General features: G+C 67.9%; 23 protein-coding genes. 7 read left to right on the top strand and 16 right to left on the bottom strand.

From position 1 onward, the window contains the following. Position 1: 1 nt before the first annotated feature. A complete protein-coding gene (locus tag WS51_RS03820) occupies positions 2 to 1033 on the bottom strand; it encodes a DUF3626 domain-containing protein (RefSeq protein WP_236872365.1) in 1032 nt (343 codons plus the stop codon). A 51-nt stretch (positions 1034 to 1084) separates the two neighbouring features. Between WS51_RS03820 and WS51_RS03815 the strand changes: the two genes are divergently transcribed. Further along, positions 1085 to 1921, top strand: a complete 837-nt coding sequence (locus WS51_RS03815) for a c-type cytochrome (protein WP_059507227.1) — start codon at positions 1085 to 1087, stop codon at positions 1919 to 1921. 21 nt (positions 1922 to 1942) lie between these two features. Here WS51_RS03815 and WS51_RS03810 read toward each other — a convergent pair whose 3' ends face one another. From WS51_RS03810 to WS51_RS03800, 3 genes are read right to left on the bottom strand one after another with little or no spacing between them, the layout of a single operon-like run. Beyond that, positions 1943 to 3199 (bottom strand): Zn-dependent hydrolase, encoded by a 1257-nt coding sequence (locus WS51_RS03810; RefSeq protein ID WP_060329655.1) that lies wholly within the window; start codon positions 3197 to 3199, stop codon positions 1943 to 1945. Then, positions 3192 to 3731 carry an L-2-amino-thiazoline-4-carboxylic acid hydrolase gene (locus WS51_RS03805; protein ID WP_059450673.1) on the bottom strand — a complete coding sequence of 180 codons (540 nt, stop codon included), beginning with the start codon at positions 3729 to 3731 and terminating at the stop codon, positions 3192 to 3194. Before WS51_RS03805 ends, WS51_RS03810 begins: the two co-directional genes overlap by 8 nt. Positions 3732 to 3748: 17 nt before the next feature. Beyond that, complete coding sequence (locus tag WS51_RS03800; RefSeq protein ID WP_059869474.1) at positions 3749 to 4915, bottom strand: branched-chain amino acid ABC transporter substrate-binding protein; 1167 nt, start codon at positions 4913 to 4915, stop codon at positions 3749 to 3751. A gap of 175 nt (positions 4916 to 5090) precedes the next feature. Here WS51_RS03800 and WS51_RS03795 point away from each other — a divergent pair, with 175 nt between their 5' ends. The 4 genes from WS51_RS03795 (at position 5091) to WS51_RS03785 (ending at position 6814) form a co-directional block, all read left to right on the top strand. Next, positions 5091 to 5984, top strand: coding sequence for a LysR substrate-binding domain-containing protein (locus tag WS51_RS03795; RefSeq protein WP_069228623.1), 894 nt, complete (start codon positions 5091 to 5093; stop codon positions 5982 to 5984). An 82-nt stretch (positions 5985 to 6066) separates the two neighbouring features. After that, complete coding sequence (locus tag WS51_RS03790; protein ID WP_059450622.1) at positions 6067 to 6285, top strand: ribbon-helix-helix protein, CopG family; 219 nt, start codon at positions 6067 to 6069, stop codon at positions 6283 to 6285. Beyond that, on the top strand, positions 6279 to 6455 hold the full coding sequence (locus WS51_RS32440; protein ID WP_167357960.1) for a hypothetical protein: 177 nt from the start codon (positions 6279 to 6281) through the stop codon (positions 6453 to 6455). Before WS51_RS03790 ends, WS51_RS32440 begins: the two co-directional genes overlap by 7 nt. After that, on the top strand, positions 6449 to 6814 hold the full coding sequence (locus WS51_RS03785; RefSeq protein WP_059507224.1) for a type II toxin-antitoxin system VapC family toxin: 366 nt from the start codon (positions 6449 to 6451) through the stop codon (positions 6812 to 6814). The genes WS51_RS32440 and WS51_RS03785 overlap by 7 nt, the downstream gene beginning before the upstream one ends. A 49-nt stretch (positions 6815 to 6863) precedes the next feature. On the opposite strand, the gene cuyB is transcribed toward WS51_RS03785, so the two are convergent. From cuyB to WS51_RS03770, 3 genes are read right to left on the bottom strand one after another with little or no spacing between them, the layout of a single operon-like run. Continuing rightward, entirely contained in the window at positions 6864 to 7565 is a 702-nt protein-coding gene (gene cuyB, locus WS51_RS03780; protein ID WP_069228622.1) for a cysteate racemase, read from the bottom strand. 10 nt (positions 7566 to 7575) lie between these two features. Continuing rightward, positions 7576 to 8880, bottom strand: a complete 1305-nt coding sequence (locus WS51_RS03775) for a dicarboxylate/amino acid:cation symporter (protein WP_069229110.1) — start codon at positions 8878 to 8880, stop codon at positions 7576 to 7578. A gap of 7 nt (positions 8881 to 8887) precedes the next feature. Further along, on the bottom strand, positions 8888 to 9835 hold the full coding sequence (locus WS51_RS03770; protein ID WP_069228621.1) for an ABC transporter substrate-binding protein: 948 nt from the start codon (positions 9833 to 9835) through the stop codon (positions 8888 to 8890). A 309-nt stretch (positions 9836 to 10144) separates the two neighbouring features. On the opposite strand from WS51_RS03770, the gene ahpC reads away from it, so the two are divergent. Both ahpC and ahpF read left to right on the top strand, forming a co-directional pair. Then, positions 10145 to 10708 carry an alkyl hydroperoxide reductase subunit C gene (ahpC, locus tag WS51_RS03765; protein ID WP_006750178.1) on the top strand — a complete coding sequence of 188 codons (564 nt, stop codon included), beginning with the start codon at positions 10145 to 10147 and terminating at the stop codon, positions 10706 to 10708. Positions 10709 to 10833: 125 nt separating this feature from the next. Next, entirely contained in the window at positions 10834 to 12432 is a 1599-nt protein-coding gene (gene ahpF, locus WS51_RS03760) for an alkyl hydroperoxide reductase subunit F (protein WP_069228620.1), read from the top strand. Positions 12433 to 12546: 114 nt separating this feature from the next. Here the strand turns inward: ahpF and WS51_RS03755 are convergent, their stop codons facing one another. From WS51_RS03755 to WS51_RS03710, 9 genes are all read right to left on the bottom strand, one after another. Beyond that, positions 12547 to 13350, bottom strand: coding sequence for an extensin (locus WS51_RS03755; protein ID WP_069228619.1), 804 nt, complete (start codon positions 13348 to 13350; stop codon positions 12547 to 12549). A 168-nt stretch (positions 13351 to 13518) separates the two neighbouring features. Continuing rightward, complete coding sequence (gene lpxO, locus WS51_RS03750) at positions 13519 to 14418, bottom strand: lipid A hydroxylase LpxO (RefSeq protein WP_069228618.1); 900 nt, start codon at positions 14416 to 14418, stop codon at positions 13519 to 13521. A gap of 209 nt (positions 14419 to 14627) precedes the next feature. Continuing rightward, complete coding sequence (locus tag WS51_RS03745) at positions 14628 to 15182, bottom strand: carboxymuconolactone decarboxylase family protein (protein WP_059450676.1); 555 nt, start codon at positions 15180 to 15182, stop codon at positions 14628 to 14630. Between the two features lie 31 nt (positions 15183 to 15213). Further along, positions 15214 to 16548 (bottom strand): aspartate aminotransferase family protein, encoded by a 1335-nt coding sequence (locus WS51_RS03740; protein WP_059540827.1) that lies wholly within the window; start codon positions 16546 to 16548, stop codon positions 15214 to 15216. 15 nt (positions 16549 to 16563) lie between these two features. Next, the gene (locus WS51_RS03735; protein ID WP_060298314.1) at positions 16564 to 17607 is read right to left on the bottom strand and encodes a C45 family autoproteolytic acyltransferase/hydolase; all 1044 of its coding nucleotides are present in this window, start codon (positions 17605 to 17607) and stop codon (positions 16564 to 16566) included. A 20-nt stretch (positions 17608 to 17627) separates the two neighbouring features. Next, positions 17628 to 18356 (bottom strand): glutamine ABC transporter ATP-binding protein GlnQ, encoded by a 729-nt coding sequence (glnQ, locus tag WS51_RS03730; protein WP_059869457.1) that lies wholly within the window; start codon positions 18354 to 18356, stop codon positions 17628 to 17630. Beyond that, positions 18353 to 19060, bottom strand: a complete 708-nt coding sequence (glnP, locus tag WS51_RS03725; RefSeq protein ID WP_208606673.1) for a glutamine ABC transporter permease GlnP — start codon at positions 19058 to 19060, stop codon at positions 18353 to 18355. The genes glnQ and glnP overlap by 4 nt, the downstream gene beginning before the upstream one ends. A gap of 15 nt (positions 19061 to 19075) precedes the next feature. Then, the gene (gene glnH, locus WS51_RS03720; RefSeq protein ID WP_069228616.1) at positions 19076 to 19828 is read right to left on the bottom strand and encodes a glutamine ABC transporter substrate-binding protein GlnH; all 753 of its coding nucleotides are present in this window, start codon (positions 19826 to 19828) and stop codon (positions 19076 to 19078) included. A 530-nt stretch (positions 19829 to 20358) separates the two neighbouring features. Next, the gene (locus WS51_RS03710) at positions 20359 to 23901 is read right to left on the bottom strand and encodes an ABC transporter ATP-binding protein/permease (RefSeq protein WP_069228614.1); all 3543 of its coding nucleotides are present in this window, start codon (positions 23899 to 23901) and stop codon (positions 20359 to 20361) included. Positions 23902 to 23911: the final 10 nt, after the last annotated feature.

Here is a 23911-nt window from a genome sequence, read left to right as displayed (position 1 = left end):
CTCAGCCCGCCGCCCCGCTCGTCTGCCCGAACCGCGCCACGCAATGCCACACCCATTTGGCCGTCTGATAGTCGAGCAGGCCGTCACGCGCATGGCCGATCACCGCCGGCGTCACGATGCCGTCGACGGCGATGCGCGCGATCGCGTCGGCCGCCGGCGGCCCACGAAATCGCTCGCACTCGGCCAGCCGATCCAGCGACAACCTGAACCCGCCATGCCACTCGACCCGGCAACCCGAGCGCACGGCAGCGGTCTCGACGGGCGTATGGCGATAGCTGGGATCGAGTACGATCGCGTCGACATCGTGATCGATGCTCACCACGCCGTGAACGTGCGCCTCGATGTAGTTGTCGAGCAGCGGATCGAGGCCGTCGCGGTTTTCGGTCGCGAGCGCGATCAGCGCCGCACAGTCGCCGATCGCGAAATCCGAAGGCCGGTAATGACTGTCCGGATAGCAGAAGGTCGTTCGCCGATGCACATCGCTTCGAAGCCGCAAATGACATGATCCGAAGCGGCACGACCCGCCGACGGGGTCGAGGCGATGGTTCAGCGCGCCGTACTTCGGCCGCAACGCGGGATCGGCGTCATCGTATGCGCCGCCGAACATCCGGCTTTCCCAATGCCAGCGATCGCCGCCGGGATACGCGGTCAGGCCGCCGTTGCTCGTCGCCGTCTCGAACTGCGATCGATAGACACGGTCGCGGACGATCCGTTCGAGCGTGCCGACGCCGTCGACGAGCGTGTCGGGATGGAAATTGAGCGTGACGGGAAACGCGGGGCCTTGCTGCCCCGACGGCCAGGATCGTCGGATATGGGCAAGCGCCCGCTCTGCGGAGGAGTCCATGCGTATCGTCCGGTCGCGTCGAGCGTCGTCGACGGCATCGTGGTGTTCGCGGTGCGGCATTGAATGCCGGGGCCACACCGGGCATGTGTCTGAGGTCGATACTATAGCGCGCGTGCGTGCGGCGCTTCTGCCGCGCCGAAGTCGCCAGCGACGCCCGTAGCGGCTAGACTGTCGCCCGATTGCATCCATCGGCCGCGCGCTCGCCTCCCTGCCGCCGCCGAAACGCCCCACGGAGAACGTATGCTGAAGCGCAGGTGGTTTTCGTTGTTGCTGGTGACGCTGTGTCTGATCGCGACGCACGCGTATGCGCAGGGCTCGCTCGAACTCGATACCGACGGCACGCCTCGCGTGCTGACGCGCCAGGCGCTGCTCGCGCGCGCCGACGCGACCGACATCCACGTGCCGCACGACATCGCGTACGGCCGGCCGATGACGTTCCGCGCGGTGCCGTTCGCCGCCCTGCTCGGCGATACGCCGCTGCCGGCGGACGGCGTGCTCGAAACGCGCGCGGCCGACGGCTTTGCCGCGCAACTGCCGCTGGATCTCGCGCTGCGCCGGGCGCCGGCCGGCGCCGTCGCGTGGCTCGCGATCGAGGATCCCGCGCACCCTTGGCCGAAGCTGCCGGGCAAGCAGGTCGGCGCCGGGCCGTTCTATCTCGTGTGGCTCGGGCCCGACGCATCGTCGGTGCGTGGCGAGCAGTGGCCGTATCAGATCGTCCGCGTCGCGATCGAATCGTCGCCGCTCGCGCGCTGGCCGTCGCTCGCCGTCGATCCGGCGCTGCCGGCGAACGATCCGGCCCGCGCCGGCCAGCGCCTGTTCGTCACGCAATGCCTCGCGTGCCATCGCCTCGACGGTGCGGGCAGCAGCCATGCGGGCCCCGACCTGAATGCGCCGATGAACCCGGTCGACTACTTCCAGCCCGCTGCGCTGCGCCGCTATATCCGCAACCCGGCATCGGTGCGCGACTGGCCGGGCCGCGTGATGCCGGCGTTCCCGCCCGATCAGCTGAGCGACCGGGAACTCGACCAGATCGTCGCGTACCTCGCGTTCATGGCGCGGCGCAAGGCGGGCAAGTAAGCCGCGCGTGTCGCGTGCTCGTCACGCGCCCGGCTCCTGCGCGCTTTGCAGTACCGCGCGCAGCAGCACGTCGGCGCCCGCCGTCGACCATTCCTGCGTGATCGCCTCGGCCTCGTTGTGGCTCAGGCCGTCGACGCACGGCACGAAGATCATGCCCGTCGGCGCGACGCGCGCGATGTAGCACGCGTCGTGACCCGCGCCGGACACAATGTCCATGTGCGACAGCCCGAGCGCCTGCGCCGCATCGCGCACCGCGTCGATGCAGCGCGGCGCGAACGGCACCGGCGGATACGTGAAGATCTGCTCGATCCGTGCGCCGAGGCCGGCCTCGGCCGCGACGCGCGCCAGTTCCTCACGCAGCGCCGCATCGAGCTCGTCGAGCACCGCATCGTCGGGATGACGAAACTCGACCGTGAAGAAGCAGCTACCCGGCACCGTGTTGCGCGAATTCGGCCGCGCCTCGATCATCCCGACGGTCGCGCGCGCGTGCGGCGCATGGCGACGGCCCAGCGCATCGACGAATTCGATCATCCGCGCGGCGCCCACCAGCGTGTCGCGCCGGAACGCCATCGGCGTCGTGCCGGCGTGCGCATCGACGCCCGTCAGCGTCACCTCGTACCAGCGCTGCCCCTGGCCCGCCGTCACGACGCCGATCGTCCTGCCCGCGCGTTCGAGAATCGCGCCTTGTTCGATATGCAGCTCGTAGGCCGCATGCACCGGATATCCGCCGACGGGCTCGGTGCCCGCGTAGCCGATCCGCGCGAGTTCCTCGCCGATCGTCCTGCCCGCGCCATCCGTTCGCGACAGCCCGAATTCGAGCGAATAGACGCCTGCGAACACGCCCGCGGAAATCATCGCCGGCGCAAAGCGCGACCCTTCCTCGTTGGTCCAGATCACGACGTCGATCGGACGCTCGGTCTCGATGCCCGCATCGTTCAGCGCGCGCACGACCTCGAGGCCGCCGAGCACGCCGTAGATGCCGTCGTAGCGGCCGCCCGTCGGCTGCGAATCGGCGTGCGAGCCCGTCATCACCGGCGCGGCATCGGGATTGCGGCCCGCGCGGCGCGCGAACACGTTGCCCATGCGGTCCACCCGCACCGTGCAGCCGGCATCGCGCGCCCATTGCACGAACAGGTCGCGCGACTCGCGGTCGAGGTCGGTCAGCGCGAGACGGCAGACGCCGCCCTTCGGCGTCGCGCCGATCTGCGCCATCCGTTCGAGCGACGCCCACAGCCGCGCGCCGTCGACGCGCGGCGCGCCCGCGAGATCGTCACGCATTGCCGGCCTCCGCGGCGCCATCGCGCGGCGCCGTGCGCAGCGCGTAGCGGAAATCGCAGCGCTTGCCGCCCTGCATGATCGTGCTGGTGCGCGTGAGCGCGATGCGCGGGTCGTAACCGTCGATGAAGTAGCTGTCGCGTGCGCAGCTCAACAGATGGCCGATCTCGCCGAGGCCCATCGCGTGATACATCTCCGCATAGCTGCAGCGATGCACGTCGTAGTCGTAGTGCGCGTCGTCCGCGCGATGCACCTCGACATCGAGCGCATCGTCCTTCTCCCACAGCACCTGCAGCGCGATGAACGACTGCACGCTCGTGCCGTCGGGCTCTTGCGCGGCGAACGCGCGGCCCGCGTCGACGGCCGCGCCGCGCACGGCTTCCGCGATCACCGCCTGCGCGCGCTCGGTGCCGAATTCGCGCTTCATGATCTCGTAGATCGGCTTGATGATCTCCGCTTCGATGCGGCGCCGCGCGAGGATGCCGAGGCGCGTGTCCTCGGGTGCCGCCGTGGATGCATGGGTCGTGTCGGTCATGGGTTTCGTCTCCGTCGTCATTTCGTTGCGGGTTTCGCGCCGCCGAGCACGTCGACGACGGTCCACTTGCCGCCGCGTACCTGGTAGATCGTGAATGCCGGGTCCTTCAGGTTGCCTTCGGCATCGAACGCGATGCGCCCCGTCACGCCGGGCCGGTCGATCGCGTGCACGGCCGCGACCAGCTTCGCCGGCTGCGTCGTGCCGGCCTTCTGCGCGGCCGCGATCAGCGTGGCGGCCGCATCGTATGCGAACGGCGCGTGCAGCTCGATCGGCGCGTGATAGCGTGCGCGGTACTGCGCGTCGAACGCCTTGCCGCCCGGCATCCGGTCGAGCGGCAGGCCCGGTTCGAGCGCCGTCACGCCGTCGCCGTCCTTGCCCGCGAGCGACAGGAAGGTCTGGCTCACGAAGCCGCCGGCGCCGAGCAGCGGCGCGTTCACGCCGAGCTGGCGCATCCGGCGCGCGATCGGCGCGGCCTGCGCGTCGAGCCCGCCGAAGAACACGAGATCCGCGCGCTTGCCCTTGATCGCGGTCAGCACGCCGCTGAAGTCGGTCGTCTTGTCGTTCACGTACTGGCGATCGACGATCGTGCCGCCGTTCGCCTCCACACCCTTGATGAACTGGTCGGCAAGCCCCGCGCCGAACGACGTGCGATCGTCGATCACCGCGATGCGCTTGGCCTTCAGGGTCTTCACCGCATAGGCGCCGGTGAAGCTGCCGCCCGCATCGTCGTGACCCATGATGCGCAACGCCGTCGCATAGCCTTGCTGCGTGTACGCGTGGCCGGTGGACGCCGGCGCGATCTGCGGAATGCCCGCATCGCGATAGATGCGCGACGCCGGCACACTGCAGCCCGTGTTCCAGTGACCGACGACGCCGATCACATGCTGATCGACGAGTTGCTGCGCGACCGCGACGGCCGTGCGCGGGTCGGATTGATCGTCGGCCGCGACGAGCTTGTAGACGACCGGCTTGCCGCCGATGCTCGGATGCTTCGCGTTCGCGTCGTCGATCGCGAGCTGCGCGCCGTTCTGCAAGTCCTTGCCGATTCGGGCGGACGGGCCGGTGAGCGGCGCGGCGAGACCGATCAGGATCGTCTGCGGCGCGGACTGCGCGAAGGCGGGAACGGCAGCGATCAGCGTGGCTGCGGAGAACACGACGCTGGCGGGAAGAAATGCGATTTTCATGTGTGGGGCGATGGCTCGAATCAAAACATGAAAAATATTAAATATTCAGCACGAGCGCCTCAAATACTCAATTGTTGGATGCTTATGCCATTCGCCGCACAATAGCGCAATCAGCTGTAATCAAAGGATATTTTTACGCTGTCGCTTACCCTGATTTTTCGATAAAATTCGATACATGAAAAATATCGAACAATTGCCGCATGATCCGCCGCTGCGCGCCGTCCGCGCGTTTGAGGCATTCGCGCGTCTCGGCTCGGTCACCGCGGCCGCGCGCGAGCTCGACATCACGCCGTCCGCGGTCAGCCACCAGCTGCAGCTGCTCGAGGCATTCATCCAGACGCCGCTGACCGTGCGCGAGGGCCGACTGCTCGCGCTCACCGACGAAGGGCGCGACTACTACCGCTCGATCAGCGCCGCGTTCTCGGTGCTGCGCAGCGCGACACGCTTCGTGCGCGACCGGTCGTCGCTGCGGCAGATCACGATCAGCCTGATTCCGCTGCTGGGCATCGGCTGGTTCATCCCGCGGCTGCATGCGTTCCTCGCCGAGAACACCGATGTCGACGTGACGGTGCTGTATGCCCATCACCGCAACTATCGAAGCGACGCGTCCGACCTGTCGATCCGCTTCGGCACCGGCGACTGGCCCGGCTACCGCTGCGAGCGGCTGCTGCCGGGCGCGATGGTGCCCATGTGCAGCCCGTCGTTCCTGAAGCGCCATGGGCCATTCCGCACGCCGGCCGATCTCGCGCGGGCGCCGCTCGTGCACGACGAGGATCGCAGTACCTGGGTCAACTGGCTGCAGGGCGCCGGCGTGCGGCACGTGTCGCATGCGGTAGGGCCGATGTTCGAGGACGGGCAACTGACGTTGAGCGCGGCCCGCGCGGATCTCGGCGCGGCGCTGCTGCGTGCGCCGCTCGTCGAGCGCGAACTGGCGAGCGGCGAACTCGTGAAGCTGTTCGACCACGAACTCGACGACGGGCGCGACTACTACCTGTGCACACGCGAGGATGCGGACATGCCGGACGGCGCGAGACGCCTCGCGCAATGGCTGAGGAAAATCGCCGCGTGAGCGCCCGGTTCGCCACCCGCCGGCGACTTGCGGACGATCATACGCGTATATATGATATGCATATCATATATCGGAGATTGCAATGAGCCGTATCCTGATCGATCTGTCGAACGGCCAGCTCGACGAACTGGCCGCCATCGTCGAGACTGAGCAACGCCCTCGCGCCGCGATCATTCGCGATGCGATCGACGCGTATATCGCGCAACACAAACGCGCGCATGCCGATCACGTATTCGGCCTGTGGAAGGATCGCGCGGTCGAGGGGCTCACTTATCAGGAGGCACTGCGCTCAGAATGGTAAACACCCGCATCGACACTCGAAGCGCGGCCGGGTATTCGGGCCGCGCGCTTCCGGCCGGCACGTGCTTCGCACCGCAACGGCCACCTCATCCCGACACCGTGTTCGGTCTCTGGAAAGCGCGTGCGCTCGACGGGCTCGCCTGGCAGGAGGCACTGCGCGCGCAATGGTAAAGGCACTCTTCGACACCAACATCCTGATCGACTATCTCGGCGGCCTCGACTCCGCGCGCGCGGAGCTGGCCCGCTACGACTACCGTGCAATCAGCATCGTGACCTGGATGGAAGTCATGGTCGGCGCGACGGCGGGCGAAGATGCGGCGCTACGCGCGTGGCTTTCGTCGTTCGACATCATCCCGCTCGACAGCACGGTGGCGAACCGCGCCGTAACGATTCGCAAGGAACGTCGCATTCGTCTGCCCGATGCGATCGTCTGGGCATCGGCACAAGTGAACGGCCTGCTGCTCGTATCGCGCAACACGAAGGATTTTCCCGCTACCGAACCGGGCGTCCGGGCGCCTTATCAGGCCTAGCGCGTCCGTCATGCGTGACGGCATCCGCGCATGCCGCCGTCGTCACGCGTCACACCGCCCGCACCCATCCGCGCTCGACCGCATGGGCGAGCGTCGCGCGCGCCAGCTCCTGCGTGCTGTCGACCAACGCGAACGGTGCATCGCGCAACGCGCGCGCCGCGATCGGAATTTCCGTGCAGCCCATCACCGCCACGCCCACGTCCCGCCGCGCCAGTGTCGCGAGCGCGCGCGTCAGGCAGCGCGCCGAGACATCGATCGTCCCCGCCTTGACCGCCGCGATGCACGCGGCGATTTCGCGCTGCGCGGCCACGCCCGGTATCACCGGCTCGAAGCCGCGTGCACGCAGCGCCGTCTGGTAGAAGCCCGATACCAGCGTGCCGCCCGTGGCGAGCACCGCGACGCGCCGCACACCAGCCGGCAACGCGGCCACCGATGCATCGGCGATATGCAGGATCGGCGCCGCGCTGCCTTCGCGCAGCCGCGCATACCAGTGATGCGCCGAATTGCACGGCATCGCGATCACATCCGCGCCGCAGCGGTTGAGCAGCGCGATGCCGTCGAGCAGCGCCGGTAGCGGATCGGCCCCGCCGTCGATGATCGCGCGCGAGCGATCGGGCGTTCGCGTGAGGTTCGCGACGATCATCGGCAGGTGCTCCTGATCGCAGCGCGCACGTGTCAGGCGAATCACGCGATGCATGAAATCGACAGTGGCCAATGGCCCCATTCCGCCAAGTACGCCGACGAGTGCCATGACACCTCCTTCACGTACGCGGCGGCCGCGCGCAGATCGCCGATACGACGGCCGAGTTGCCGATCACCAGCAACAGCGTCCGCAATATTTCGCAAAACGGATCGATTGCCGCGAACAGCACGAACGCGGCCTCGAACGGCAGGTGCAGCGCCGCGCACACCATGCCGGCGAGCGACACCGTCACGACGCCCGAGGTCCCCGTCGACGCGAAACCGGCGAGTACCGACGCGACCAGCACGACGCAAAGCTCGCCGGGGCCGAGCGACCGCTCGTAGAGTTGCGCGACGAACAGCGTCGCGCTTGCGTAGTACACCATCGGCCCGACGCGCAGCAGCGACACGGCAAGCGGAACGACCAGCTCGACGCGTGCGCGCGCGAAACCGAAGCCGTCCGCCAGGCACTCGATCATGCTCGGCATGCACGCCACGCTGCTGCGCGTGGCGAGCGCCATCGCGAACGGCGTGCGCAACCCGGCGAGCGTCCCGGCCAGCGTCGCGCCCGAGCGCTTCCAGATCACGACGATCGCGGCCGCGAGCAGCACCAGCGCGACGACGGCGAACGCGGCGACGAAGCGGACCATCGCCTCGAGCGGACCGAACCCCGACGTGCCGATCTGCGCGGCGCCGCCGCAGAACAGCACGATCGGCGTCGGATACGCGAGCCAGTGCATGATCCGCTGGCAGGTGAAATAGACCGTCTCCAGCGTCTGGCTCAGCGCCGCCGAGATGCTGGCCGGCACGCGTCCCGACGCGAAGCCGAAGAACAGCGAGAACACCAGCGCCTTCAGCGTGTCCCCGCTCGCGAGCGCCGCGAAGAAGTTGCCCGGCACCAGCGCGATGAGCATGTCGGCGAGGCCCGACGACTTCTCCGCGGGATCGGTACCGTACAGCGTCATCACGGTATCGCTTGCCGCGCCGTCGGTGCCGACCAGCGCGCCGAACGCCTTCAGCGTCGCGGTCGACAGATGCTCGCCCGGCCGCATCGCGACCAGCACGACCGCGCCGACCACCACGACGAACACCGACGCGCAGCCGAAGATCGCAATCACGCGCATCACGAGATCCGATGCGCTGCCGTCGCGCAACAGCCGCTGCAGGCTGAAGATCACGGCGGCCGTCATGAACGGCAGCGCCGTCATCTTCAACAGGCCGACATACACCTCGCCCACGTAGTCGAATTTCGGCGCGGCGTCCGGCCACAGCACGCCCGCCACGATCCCGAGCGCGAGGCTGCCGAACACCGTCAACGGGTGGATCGCGAGTGCATGCAGCCGCTCGATCGGGGGCATGATCCTGCCGTTCTCGTTCTTGTGCATGTTCATGTCAGCGACCCATCGCATCGAGCAGGGATTTCACGTCGAGCCGCTTGTTGCGCTCGGCCAGGAACTGGTTGACGAACGCGAGCAGCGTCGGCATGGACACCGGCACGCCGACGGCCAGCGCGTCGGTGAGATCGTCGAAGGTCGCGACGCGCAAGCGGATCGGCGCGGTCGGGTCGTCCTGCATCACGACCTTGACCGCAAGCTCGTCGCGATACACCGCCGTGACCGCCCCTGCGTTGAGCGCATCGAGCGTCGCCGGCCAGCTCGGGTAGGCGCGCACCCGCGCGGCGGGAAAGTCGTTGCGCACGTATTCCGCGTAGGCCGACCCCGCGACGACGCCGATCGTGCCGCGGTAATCGCGCACGACTTCCGGCAGCGGGCGCCCTTTCGCGAGTTCCGCGAAGCTGACGCGGTTGATCAGCAGCGCACGCCTCAGGCTGATGTACGGCGTGCTGAAGCGGACCACCTGTGCACGCGGCAACGTGCGCGACAGCTTGCTGATCGCGACGTCGGCCCGCCCGGTCGCGAGCAGATGAACGACCTCGTCGAAAGTGCGTGCATCGCGGTCGAACTGCACGGACACGCCGAGCTTTTTCGCGAGTTCGTCCGCGAGATCGATGTCGACGCCCGCCAGTGCGCCGTTGCGCGACATGAAGAACGGCGGCTGATCGACGCCGAGCACCGCGACGACGAGCGTGCCGCGCGAGACGATGCGGGCGAACTCGGGCGCGAGCAGCCGGCCATCGGGCATCTGCACGAGCCCGGTCGATGTGGTGGCGGGCACGGCCGGCGCGCAGTCATCGACGGCGAGCGCCGGCGCGGCACAGGAAACGGTCACGACGACGCAGGCCGCAGCGCGCAACAGCCCATGCAGGCATCGCCGCTTGCGGTCGATCTCGCGAAACCACGCAAGCAGCGCGCGGATCGCGCGTCCGGAAAAGAAGTTCATGGCGGCAATGGAACGGAGAGTGTCCGACGACCGCGCAGCCGTTCGTGCCAGAACGGTTGCCGGGCCCTTGCGCGGAGCGCGTCGCCGCGTCCATCCGCACGCTCAATGTGTCAGAAGCGCCGGCTGGCCGGAATCCGCCGGAAGGCCTGGCCCGGATGGCACGGGTCGGCCGTACGCCCCGCCGCGACGGGGGCCGGAAGCAGATAGGAATTCCCGATGCCGCGGATTGAAACAAGCAATTTCACAAGCCGAGGGTGAACCCGGATACTGGCAACACTTCATCAACACCCAAGCAAAGGAACTCGCAAGATGCCGATCATCAACACCCAAATCAAACCGTTCAAGGCAACCGCATACCACAACGGCGATTTCGTGCCCGTGACCGAAGAGAACTTCAAGGGCAAGTGGTCCGTCGTCGTGTTCTACCCGGCCGACTTCACGTTCGTCTGCCCGACCGAGCTCGGCGACCTCGCCGATCGCTATGCGGAATTCCAGAAGCTGGGTGTCGAAATCTACGGCGTGTCGACCGACACGCACTTCACGCACAAGGCATGGCACGACACGTCGGACACGATCGGCAAGATCAAGTACCCGATGATCGGCGACCCGACGCTCACGCTGTCGCGCAACTTCGACGTGCTGATCGAGGAAGAAGGGATGGCACTGCGCGGCACGTTCGTGATCAACCCGGAAGGCGAGATCAAGCTGTGCGAAATCCATGACAACGGCATCGGCCGCGACGCAGGCGAACTGCTGCGCAAGGTGCAGGCTGCGCAATACATCGCGGCGCACCCGGGTGAAGTGTGCCCGGCCAAGTGGACGCCGGGTGCGGAAACGCTGACCCCGTCGCTCGACCTGATCGGCAAGATCTGACCATCGCGCCGTGCGCCTCGCACGAGGCGCGCGCGTCACGCGAATGCGGGCCGCCTCGTGCGGCCCGCGCCCTTCTCCGGCACGACGTGCCCGACCAGCATCATCAATACGGAATCCGAAACGCCATGCTCGACGCCAATCTCAAGAACCAACTGAAAGCGTACCTCGAAAAGATCACGCGCCCGGTCGAACTCGTCGCGTCGCTCGACGACAGCGCGAAATCGCAGGAACTGCTTGCGCTGCTCAACGAGATTGCGTCGCTGACGTCGCACGTGACCGTGATCGAGCGCCGCGACGACGCCGAGCGCAAGCCGTCGTTCTCGATCGGCGAACCCGGCAAGCCGGCCGGCATCCGCTTCGCCGGCATTCCGATGGGCCATGAACTCACGTCGCTCGTGCTCGCGCTGTTGCAGACCGGCGGCCACCCGCTCAAGCTCGACGACGACGTGATCGAACAGATTCGCGCGCTCGACGGCGACTACGCGTTCGAGACGTACTTCTCTCTGTCGTGCCAGAACTGCCCGGAAGTCGTGCAGGCGCTGAACGTGATGTCGCTGGTCAACCCGCGCATCCGCCACGTCGCGATCGACGGCGCATTGTTTCAGAACGAAGTCGACGCACGCCAGATCATGGCCGTGCCGACGATGTTCCTCAACGGCGAATCGTTCGGCCAGGGCCGCAGCAGCGTGAAGGAAATCCTCGCGAAGCTCGACACGGGCGCCAGCGCCCGTGCCGCGAAGTCGCTCGAGAACAAGCCGGTATTCGACACGCTGATCGTCGGCGGCGGCCCGGCGGGTGCGGCCGCCGCGATCTATTCGGCGCGCAAGGGCATCGCGACGGGCGTCGTCGCCGAGCGTTTCGGCGGCCAGGTGCTCGACACGATGGCGATCGAGAACTTCGTGTCGGTGCAGGAAACCGAGGGGCCGAAGTTCGCCACCGCGCTCGAACAGCACGTGAAGCAGTACGACGTCGACATCATGGACGTGCAGCGAGCCGACGCGCTGATTCCCGGCGACGTGCACCAGATCCGCCTCGCGAACGGCGCGGTGCTGAAGGCGAAGACGATCATTCTCGCGACCGGCGCGCGCTGGCGCGAAATCAACGTGCCGGGCGAGCGCGAATACCGCAACCGCGGTGTCGCATACTGCCCGCACTGCGACGGCCCGTTGTTCAAGGGCAAGCGCGTCGCGGTGGTCGGCGGCGGCAACTCGGGCGTCGAGGCCGCGATCGACCTGGCCGGCATCGTGAAGGAAGTCACGCTGCTCGAATACGGCGCGCAACTGCGCGCGGACGAAGTGCTGCAGCGCAAGCTGCGCAGCCTGCCGAACGTGACGATCGTCACGCAGGCGCAGACGACCGAGCTGACCGGCGACGGCAGCAAGCTGAACGGGCTCGTCTACAAGGATCTGCGCTCGGGTGAAACGAAGCGCGTCGATCTCGAAGGCGTGTTCGTGCAGATCGGCCTCGTGCCGAACACCGAATGGCTGAAGGGCACGATCGAACTGTCGAAGCACGGCGAGATCGTCGTCGATGCGCGCGGTGCGACATCGGTTCCGGGCGTGTTCGCGGCCGGCGACGTGACGACGGTGCCGTTCAAGCAGATCGTGATCGCCGTGGGCGAAGGTGCGAAGGCGTCGCTCGGCGCATTCGATCACCTGATCCGGCAAGACGCAACGCCGGCTACCGCCGACGCGCCGCAGGCCGAAGAAGCGATCGCCGCGTAACGCGCGACGCACCGCACCGGTTCGTCTCTCTTGGCCCTGCATGCCCTGGTCGGCGTGCGGGGCCCTTTTTCATCCAGCGTCGCGCGGCGCAGCGTGCGGCCGGCCGCGCCGTCCTCACTGCGCCGCGCCGGACTCGGCGTTCGCCGGTGTGGCTGCCTTGAAGCTGCTCGACTGCCTGACCAGCTGATCGGTCATCGCTGCGGCGACCGGATTCGCGCCCGTCGACGTGCGCGGCCGATCGGCGCCCGGCGTCGCCATCTGCGTGGGCACGTAGCGAGGCGGCGGCAATGACGGGTCGAGCTTTGCCGATTCGCGCACGAGCGCCGCGGTTTCCGGTGTTTCGGCTTTCATCGCGGGTGCCGCGGCCGCATGCCGCTCGAGGCCGTCGCGCTTGCGCGCCGCGCGCCTCGTCGGCTGCTCCGCGAGCGGACTCGGCCCGGTTGCCTGCGCCGCCTGGACCGGCGGTGCCGTCTGCACGGATTGCGCCGCTTGTGCTGGTGCCTTTACCGGCTGGGCGGGCCGGGCCTGCTTCGGGGTCGCATCCTCCGGCTCCACCGTGACGACATGCACGGTCGGCAGCGGCGCACTCGGCTTCGCCGGCGGCGCCTGCGCGGCGATCACCGGCGCGACGGCAGCGGAGGCCGGCGCCCCGCTCGTGCGTGCCGGAGCCGCTTGTTGCGGCACGGCTCTGTCAACATGCGTGGACGGCACGGCGACCGCCGCAGGCGGCGCGATCGTGCCTTGCGCGGTGTGGCCGTCGTTCGCCGCCGTCACGGCGGCGGCAGGTGCCGCGGCGTCGCCGATGCCGGCCTCCGCGATCGCGCGGTGGTCCGCCCGCAGGAGCATCACGTAGCCGGTGCCAGCCGCGGCAACCAGCAGGCCGCCTGCGATCATCAATGTTTTACGGGTACTCGTCATGCTTGCTCACCGATCTTATCGACGTGAACAAGCCATCATACGCGCGCGATCGCGGCTGATCCCGCACGAATACAATTCGTTTCATTGACGTCGACCCCGAGCGCGGAGCGCTTCCGACACCGCGCCGCCGTATCGTCAGACGATTCGGCGCCGCCTGACGCCGATCCGTCAGATACAGAAGATCGCCACCGCGATTGCACCGAACAGCGCCCACTTGACGACGTAATACACCGTGCGGTTCCACGCCTTCAGCCGCTTGCCGGCGCGGCGAATCGCATACAGGTACTTGAACGCGCGATTGAGCCCGCCCGTGCGGTCGCCCGTCTCGTTCGGCGACGCGGCCGCGCGCATCAACAGGTGCCCGAACGCGTCGTTGAGGCATTGCGCCCACCGATATTTCATCGGCCGGTCGATGTCGCAGAACAGGATCACGCGATCGTGCTCCGTACGATTCTCCGCCCAGTGCAGGTAGGTCTCGTCGAACATCACGGCCTCGCCGTCGCGCCATGCATACGACTCGCCGTCGACGACGATCCGGCACGCATCGTCGTTCGGCGTATCGAGCCCGAGGTGATAGCGCAACGAGCCCGCATACGGATCGCGATGCAGCCCGAGCTTGCCGCCCGGCGGCAGCTGCGCGAACATCGCGGCCTTGATCGACGGAATCCGCGACAGGATCTCGACCGTGCGCGGACACAACGCCTTTGCCGACGGATGCGGCGCGTCGTACCACTTCAGATAGAAGCGCTTCCAGCCGTTGCGAAAGAACGAATTGAAGCCGATGTCGTTGTATTCGCCGGACGCCTTGATGCGGCTCGCATCGCGCAACGCGAGCGCTTCCTCGCGAAAGGTTCGCCATTCGCGCTGCAGCACCGCAAGCTCGGGAAAGTGCCGCGTGTCGAGAAACGGCGTGGTCGGCACCGCCGAGAACGCGTAGGAAAAGCAGTTCAGCGGCGCGGTGAAGGTCGAGTGGTCCGATAGTTGCCTGAACAACCTGTGCCGAATCTTGCCGCGCCGGTGCGTATGAACGACACACGCAATGAACACGAACAACAGGACCCAGCGCATCGATATTTCCCCCGTAAGTTGTTTTACGGAATTCTAGGTACGGGGAAAAATTCTTGCGCTGAAGGGCAAGCGGCGCGATGCGCGTGCGCAAGTCGGCCAACACATCGCGCTCAACCTGTGTCGAAACGCCGAAAAGCCCTTGCACGCGGGCTTTTCAGCGCAATCGGGCCGCGCGCGCGGCAAGCGTTCGACGCACGCGCAAGCGGCGATTATTCCGGAAACGGCAAATCAGTTTGTCCGTCCGCGCGCATACCGAACGTGTTGAGCGTCATCGCCACGAGCGCGTAGTAGCCGAGCAGCGCGACGAGGTTCACGACGGTTTCGTGGCCGAAACGCGCCCGCGCACGCGCGAACGTCGCATCGCTCACGCGCCGCGTGTCGTACAGCTCCGTCGCGAACGCATGGATCAGCGCATCGTCGTCCGATTCGAACGCCGGCACGACGCCACGACGGATCGCGTCGGCCGTCGCGGCCGGCACACCGGCATCGAGCGCGATCGGATGATGGATGTGCCACTCGGCCTGCGAGCGCCAGCGCGCGGCCGTCACGAGAATCGCGAGCTCCGACAGGCGCAGCGGCAAACCCGTGCGGTAGCGGCAGAACGCGCCGAGCCGCTGGGCGTGCTGCGCGAGCTCGGGACTCGCGATCCAGCCGAGGAACGGCCCGTTCAGGTTGCCGCGCGGGCCGCTGAGAATGTCGGCGAGCACGGCCTTCTGCTCGTCGGTGGCCGATGCGGGATCGAAGGGAGGCAGTCTGTCGGTCATGGTCAGGATGTGATGAGGTTACGGGCTGCGGTCATGCGCCGGCCGATGCCAGCGCCGCATCGATCGCACCAGACAGCCGTTCGACGATCGTGTCGATCTGCTGCGCGGTGCAGACGAACGGCGGTGCGACCAGGATGTGATCGCCATGCACGCCGTCGATCGTGCCGCCCATCGGATAAACCATCAGGCCGCGCTGCATCGCTTCGCGCTTGACCGCCGCATGCAGCTTCAGCGCGGGGTCGAACGTCGCCTTGCTGTCGCGATCGCGCACGAGTTCGACGCCGACGAACAACCCGCGGCCGCGTACGTCGCCGACATGCGGGTGCGCGCCGTAACGATCGCGCAGCGTCGCACGCAGTTGCTCGCCGCGCGCCTTCACGTTGTCGAGCAGCTTCTCTTCGGCGATCACGCGTTGCACTTCGAGCGCGGCCGCGCAGGCCGTCGCATGACCGAGATACGTGTGGCCGTGCTGGAAGAAGCCCGAGCCGTCGACGATCGTCCGGTAGATCCGGTCGCTCACCAGCGTCGCGCCGATCGGCTGGTACCCGGCGCCGAGCCCTTTCGCGATCGTCAGCAAATCGGGCGCGACGCCGTCTTCGTCGCACGCGAACAGATAACCGGTGCGGCCCATCCCCGACATGATTTCGTCGAGGATCAGCAGCACGCCGTACTTGTCGCACACCGCGCGAATCTTCTTCAGGTAGGTGCGCACCGGCGGCACCGCGCCGGCCGTCGCGCCGACCACCGTTTCCGCGACGAATGCCGCGACGTTCTCCGCGCCGAGTTCGACGATCTTGCGTTCCAGCTCGTCGGCGAGGCGCTGCGCATAGGCTTCGTCGGTCTCGCCCGCCTGCTGGTCGCGATACGCATAGCACGGGCTCACATGGTGCGCTTCGATCAGCAGCGGCAGGAACGGCTCGCGCCGCCATGCGTTGCCGCCGATCGCGAGCGCGCCGAGCGTGTTGCCGTGATAGCTCTGGCGACGTGCGATGAAATGGCGGCGCTGCGGCTCGCCCTTCTCGACGAAATACTGGCGCGCGAGCTTCAACGCGGCTTCGATCGCCTCGGATCCGCCCGATACGAAATACACGTGTTCGAGACCGGCCGGCGCGGCCTCCACGAGCCGGTCGGCCAGTTCCTCGGCCACGTCCGTCGTGAAGAACGACGTATGCGCGTACGGCAGTTGCTGTGCCTGTCGCTTGATCGCATCGATCACGCGCTGGTTGCTGTGGCCGAGGCACGACACGGCCGCGCCGCCGCACGCGTCGATATAGCGTTTTCCGGTCGAATCGATGATCTCGATGCCGTCGCCTGCGACGGCGACGGGCAAGGTGACGCGCGGAGCGCGATGAAAAACGGTCGTCATGCGTTGCCTCATGAATCAGAACGCGCCGGGCGCGGACGGCACGACGCGCGTCGCGAAGCACTGCGTGCCGTGCTGGTGAATGGTGAAGTCGATCGCGGTGTCGCGAATCGCGAATATGGCGGTCGCCAGCGTGTTTTCGTCGTCGGGGTCGGCCGGATCGTCGCGATGGATCGGCAGCCCTTCGGGTGCTCGGTCGCCGAGCACGCGCAGCAGCGCGGCCTCGTCGATCGCATCGATGCCCGGCGTCAGCGCATCGACGCGCCGCTGGCGGTCGGCGGACGATTGCGTGACGATCTGCGCTTCCGGCTCGCACCCCGGATGCACGAGATGATTCGCATGACCGGCAAGACGCGCAACGTCGACGATCGAGCAGCGCGCGACGCTCGCCTCGATGCTCAGGAGCCGCGTATCGCCGGTCGCGCCGAGCGTGTGGTGGAAGCCGCTCGCGCGTGCATGCGTGCGCAGCACGTCGGCGGCCGCATCGAGCGACGTCGCGTCGAGCACGGCGCGCGCGAGGATCATCCGCGGCACGCCGGCCGCCGGCGTGCGGATGCGCAGGTTGTTGATCGCCTGCGCGATGCCCGCGCGGTTCGCGGCGAACGTATGCCCGGGCAGCGATCCCGGGTAATAGAAGCTGATGAAGCCCGGCTTGCCGTGCGGCTGCACGTCGACCAGCAGGCAGCGCTCGCGCAGGTACGGATCGCCGTCCTCGTTGTGCGCAATCCAGCGCGTGCCATGCGCGTCGCGCCCGGCGAGCGTCGTGCAGCCGTCCGGCGCGTGATGGATCAGTTCGCCACGGCAGTTCCACAGGAAAATGTCGTCGGCCGGCCAGCCGATGCCCGCCGCGATCCCGTCGAGTTCCGCGACGAGCTCGGGATACGCAGCCAGCGCGGCCTGCCGCAGCGCGGCGACGAACGGATGGCCGCGCCAGCGGCGCACGGCGTGCCATGCGCGGCTCTGCTGCATGTATGCGTCGAACACGGGGCGGGCAAGCTCGCCGAGGCGCACGCCGATGTCGAACGGCGTGCCGGCGATGACGGGAGAAAGGGAAAGCGGCATGTCGGATGATTCGGTTTCGTTCAGGACACGTGTTTCAGGAATTCCTTCAGGCGCGGTGTCGGCGGCCGGTCGATCAGGTCGACCGGATGGCCGTCCTCGGCGATGCCGCCCTGATCCATGAACAGCAATCGCGTGCCGACCCGCTTCGCGAAGCCGATCTCGTGCGTGACGACGATCATCGTCATCCCTTCGGTCGCGAGATCCTGCATCACTTTCAGCACTTCGTGGCGCAATTCCGGATCGAGCGCCGACGTCGGTTCGTCGAACAGCATCAGCCGCGGCCGGATCGCGAGCGCGCGCGCGATCGCGACGCGCTGCTGCTGGCCGCCCGACAGTTCCGACGGGTAATGATTCGCGCGCGATTCGAGGCCGACCTTGTCGAGCAGTGCCATCGCCTGGTCGCGCGCGTCGGCACGCGATGCGCCGCGTACCTGGATCGGCCCGAACATCACGTTCTCGAGCGCGGTCATTTGCGGAAACAGGTTGAACTGCTGGAACACCATGCCGGCTTCGAGCCGGATGTTGCGGATCGTCGATGCGTTGCCGCGCACGCTCTGGCCGTCGACCAGCAACTCGCCGCTCGTGATTTTCTCCAGTGCGTTGATACAGCGCAACATCGTCGACTTGCCGGAGCCCGACGGACCGATCACGACGACCACTTCGCCCGCATCGATCTTCAGGTCGATATGCTTCAGCACCGGCACATGGCCGAAGTTCTTCGACACGTTCTGGAATTCGATCATGCTCATAAGATCCGCATCCTCTTTTCGACGAGCCGAAGCGTCAGCGTCATCGCGCCGGTCAGCATCAGGTAAATGACCGCCACCGCGGTCCAGATTTCCACCGCCTGGAAATTGCCGGCAATGATTTCCTGCCCCTTGCGCGTCAGTTCGCCGACACCGATCACGATGAACAGCGACGTGTCCTTGAGGCTCACGATGCACTGGTTGCCGAGCGGCGGAATCAGGCGCCGGAACGCGAGCGGCCCGACCACCTTCAGCAGCACGCGCGGCATCGACAGGCCCATCGCGAGCCCCGCTTCCGTCAGTCCCTTAGGAATCGACAACAACGCGCCGCGCACCACTTCCGCGAGATACGCGCCCGAATTCACCGTGATCGCGATGATCGCGGCCGTCAGGCCGTCGATCCGGATATGCGCGAGCAGCGGCAACGCGAAGTACAGGAACATCACCTGCACGACGATCGGCGTGCCGCGAATCAATTCAATATAAACCTGTGCGAGCACATTCATTGCCTTCGGTCCGTATGCGCGGAACATGCCCGCGATCATCCCGACGACGAATCCGCCCGCCAGCCCGAAAAATGCGATGAACACCGTCAACCGGACCCCGCCCATCAGGTCCGGCAGCGCCGCCCAGATCGCCGACCAATCGAAATTCACGTATCGCTCCCCGTCCGATTCAAGACCGGCGCGGCCGCGCGGCCGCGCCATGTTGCGCCGTCACGCTCACATCTTCGGCGGCTCGGCGCCGAACCACTTCTTGTAGATCTGCGCGTAGCGGCCGTCAGCCCGGATCTTCACGAGCGACGCGTTGACCTTCGGCACGAGCGCGCTGCCCTTCGGAAAGCCGATCCCGTACCTGTCGCCGCTGACCGGCTGGCCCGCGACCTTCACCTTGCCCTTGCCCTCGTTGTTCACGAAGAACAGCACGTTTGGCGTGTCGTGCATCGCCGCGTCGACGCGGCCGGCCTCGAGCGCGAGATAGGCCTGGTCGATGTTCGGGAACTGGCGGATCTCCTTGGGCTTCAGGTGCGCCTTGATCCAGTCGATCGTCGCGGTGCCCGTCTTCGCGGCGATGACCTTGCCGTTCAGGTCGTCGATCGATTTGATTGTCGTGTTGTCCGTCTGCACCATCGCCGCGAGGCCGCTGTCGTAGTACGGCGCGGAGAAGTCGATCGCCTTCTTCCGCTCCTCCTTGATGGTCATCCCCGACAGCGCGACGTCGATGTTCTGCGTCTGCAGCGCCGGGATCAGGCCCGCGAAGTCCATCGGCTGAATCGTGTACTTCCAGCCCTGGTCCTTTGCGATCTCCGCCCACAGATCGAGATCGAAGCCGACGTACTTGTCGCCCTGCTTGAACTCGAACGGCATGAAGGAGGTATCGGTGCCGACGACGAGCGTCTTGGTATCCGCGTGCGCGATGCTGGCGCCGAGCGCGGCGACCACCGCGACGGCTTTCAGGAAGGAACGGCGACTCATGACTTTTCTCCGCATGGTTGAGCGATGTAACCGGCCGGCTGGCCGGGGAACGACGACATCAAGCCGCACCGCAACATGCGATGTTGAATTAAACCGTAGTGCAACAAGTGTTGTCAACACGGATACTACGACAACAAAAAAATGCTCAACAGGAAAATGCATCGAGACAAACCCGGGCCGCACGGGCGGGATTGATCGGAGGAAAGTCGTGCGCGAACGGCCGTGCGACAGGCGCTGCGGGCATGTCCGGGCGGGATTGCGTCGCGCGAACGCGCACTGGCGCGGAGGCGGGGAATGCGCGCCGCCGCGGCGGGCGGACGTGTCGCCAGGCCGGCCGTGCCACGACGACGATGGTGCGCGCGGCTGCGTGAACGGACGGGCGCGCACGCGCAGCAATTCGGCGCGAACACAAGACCTCATGCGCGCCGACGCTGCGACGATCGTGATGCCGGCCGTCGCCGGCGCGGCTCAATGAACGGCGTGTACGGCGCGCGACACCGTCGCTCGGCACGGCGTCGAAGCAGCGTCGCTCACGCAGCCACCCCGCTCGCCTGATGCGAGACCAGCCGCGCGTATGCACCCTGCCGCGCGATCAGCGCCGCATGCGTGCCCGCCTCGATGATCCTGCCGTGCTCGATCACGAGGATCGTGTCGGCGTTGCGGATGGTCGACAGCCGGTGCGCGATGATGATCGACGTGCGCTGCGCCATCAGGTCGTCCAGTGCCGCGCGGATCTGCTGCTCGCTGATCGTGTCGAGATGAGACGTCGCTTCGTCCAGGATCAGCACCGGCGCATCCTTCAGGAATGCGCGCGCGATCGCGACGCGCTGGCGCTGCCCGCCGGACAGCTGAACGCCACGCTCGCCGACGCGCGTCGCGAGCCCGTCCGGCAGACGCGCGACGAATTCGCCGAGCGCCGCCTGGTCGATCGCGCGTTGCACGTCCTCGTCCGACGCATCGCTCGCGGCAAGCCGGATGTTCGCTTCGAGCGTGTCGTTGAACAGGTAGGTGTCCTGCGCGACGAGCGCGATGTGCGTGCGCAGCGCGTCGAGCCGCAGGTCGCGCAGGTCGGTGCCGCCGAGCGTCACGCGCCCGTGCTGCGGATCCCAGAAGCGCAGCAGCAGGCTCGCGACGGTCGACTTGCCGGCGCCCGATGGCCCCACCAGCGCGACCGTGCTGCCGGGCGGCACCTCGAAACTCACGCCGTCGAGCGCCGGCACGCTGCGCCCCGGGTACGTGAAACCCGCTTCCTCGAACCGCACGGTCGCATCGCCGGACAGCGCGCGCGTACCGTCGACGACCGTCACCGGCTCCTTCTCGAGCACGCGCAGCCGCCGCGTCGACGCGATCGTGTCGGCCAGTTGCCGGGCGACCTGGCCGATCTCGGCCACCGGCATGAACGCGGCCACCGCGACCAGCACCAGCAGCGGCAGCGATTCGTGCGCGAACCAGCCGCGCGCGCACAGCAGCGCGCCGAGCGCCGCGACGGCCAGCCCGCCGAGCCCGCTCGCGACTTCGAGCGCGGCGCTCTGCGACGACAGGTCGTCGAGCAGCTTCGCGCGCTGCTGCCGGTATGCGTCGGCTTCGGCGACGAATGCGGCACGCCGCCGCGCGAGCGCCTGGAACGCGGTCAGTTCCGCGAGCCCCTGGATCGTTTCGGTCAGGTGCGCGCCGAGCTGGCCGAGCGCCTCGCGCGCGCCGGTGCCGAGCCGGTCGACGTCGCGCCGCGCCAGCACGGGCGCGAGCCCGGCCCACAGCAGGAACGGCAGCAGCACCAGCGCGAGCGGCCACGCGACCGACGCGAGCAGCACCAGCACGCCGGCCGGCACCAGCACCGCGACGAACGCCGGCGCGACCGTATGTGCGTAGAAGTACTCGACGGTCTCGACGTCCTGCGTCGCGAGCGCGACCAGATCGCCCGAACGGCGACGCAGCAGCCCGGCCGGCGCGAGCCGTTCGAGCGTCGCGAACAGCGCAATGCGCATTTCGGCGAGCAGCCTGTAGGCCATGTCGTGCGCAAGCCACGATTCGAGCCAGTGCAGCACGGCCGCGACCGGCGCGACGACGAGCAGCGCCGCGACGAGCGTGCCGCTCGCGTGTCCGGCCGACACGCCGCCGACCACCAGCGCGCCGATTACGCCGACGCCGATGAACGCGAGCACGCGGCCGATGCCGAACAGCACGGTCAGCACGACCTTGCCCTTCCACGGACTGACGAAGCGCAGCAGCGTTCGCAACGTTTCGGGCCAGCCGATCGTCGCCGCGTCGTCGTTCAGCGGCCTGACCTGCGGGCCCGACGCGGCACGTGCGCCCGCGCCGCCGGCGGTCGCTGTCATGCCGACGGCTTCGGCGGCAGCCTCCAGCTGCGGCCCCATCAGGTCCCGATACGGGCCGTCGCGCGCGATCAGTTCGGCATGCGTGCCCTCGTCGACCACCCGCCCATGGTCGAGCACGAGGATGCGGTCGGCGCCGATCACGCTGGATAGCCGGTGCGCGAGCACGAGCGTCGTACGCCCGCGCGTGAGCCGGTCGAGCGCCTGCTGGATCAGCGCCTCGTTCTCCGCATCCACGGACGACAGCGCTTCGTCGAGCACCAGGATCGGCGCGTCGCGCAACAGCGCACGGGCGATCGCGATCCGCTGGCGCTGACCGCCCGACAGCATCAGACCGCGTTCGCCGATGCGCGTCGCATAGCCGTCGGGCAGCGCCGAGATGAAATCGTGCGCGTTGGCGGCACGCGCGGCCGCGATCATGTCGGCGTCGCTCGCATCGGGACGACCAAGCCGCAAGTTGTCGGCGACGCTGCCGTCGAACAGCGTCGCGTCCTGCGCGACCACCGCGATCATCTCGCGCACCTGGCCGGCATCGAGCGTGCGCACGTCGTGGCCGCCGATCCGGATCGCACCGCCCTGCGCATCGTGCTGGCGCAGCAGCAGGCGCACGATGGTCGACTTGCCCGCGCCGCTCGGGCCGACGATCGCGACCGTCTCGCCTTCGCGCACCGCGAAGTGCAGCGCCGCATGCGCGTGCGCGCGACGCCCCGGATAGGCGAAGCTCACGCCGTCGAACACGATCTCCGGCCGCACGTCCGGCACACGCGGCGCGGCTGCGGCCGGCGCGTCGTCGCCCGCGTCGAGCAGCGCATGAATCGCGTGCGCCGCCGACTGGCCGGTCATCCCTTGGTGCAGCACGCCGCGCAGGTCGCGCAACGGCCGGAAGATTTCGCTGCCGGCCATCAGCACGATCAGCAGCGCCTCGAGACTCATGTCGCCGTGGCGCACGCGCCATGCGCCGACCGCGATCGCCGCCGCCGCGCCGAGGCCGGTGCCGAGATCGGTGAAGAGCCGCGTCAGCAGCCCGAGCGCGAGCACCCAGAACGTGCTGTCCGACAGCGCGCGCGCCTTTGCTGCCAGCTTCGCGCCGAACGCACCGCTCTGCCCGAATGCCTTCAGCGTCGGCAGGCCCTGCACCGCGTCGAGAAACTCCTCGCCGAATGCCTTGAACGCGGCCGAGCGTGCCAGTGCCGCGCGCCGGTCGGCGCGATGCACGAGTTGCGGCAGCGCGAGCGTGACGAGCGCCGCGACCAGCAGGATCGCGGCCGTCGGCACGTCCCACCATGCGAGTACCGCGAAGATCATGACCGGCGCGCACGCGGCGATCACGAGCTGCGGCAGATAGACGCCGAAGAAGGTCTGCAGCTGCTCGACGCCGTCGACGACGGCCAGCATCACGCCGCCCGTGCGCTCGCCGCTGAACCATGCGGGACCGAGCGTGGCGATCCGGTCGAACAGCCGCGCGCGCAGCACGGCCTGCATGCGCCCGGCCGTGTGTTGCGCGAGCACCGTGCGGCGATGGTCGAGCCATGCGCGCAGCAGCACGCAGGCCGCCGTTGCAGCGACCGCACCGGCAATATCGCGCGCCGACGCACCGGCAAAGACGAGCGCCAGCACGCGGCCGAGAAACACGAAACGCAGGATGCCGACACACATCGCGAGCAGCCCGAGCGCGACCGCGACGCCAACCCGCCAGCGCAGTCCGGCCATCATCGCCCATAGTCGTCGGTCGAAATACATGAAGCCTCCG

It is taken from the genome of Burkholderia territorii (assembly GCF_001718335.1).
GTDB lineage: Bacteria > Pseudomonadota > Gammaproteobacteria > Burkholderiales > Burkholderiaceae > Burkholderia > Burkholderia territorii.
The sequence above is the reverse complement of the archived record's forward strand: the minus strand, read 5'-3'. Positions and strand labels throughout refer to the sequence as shown.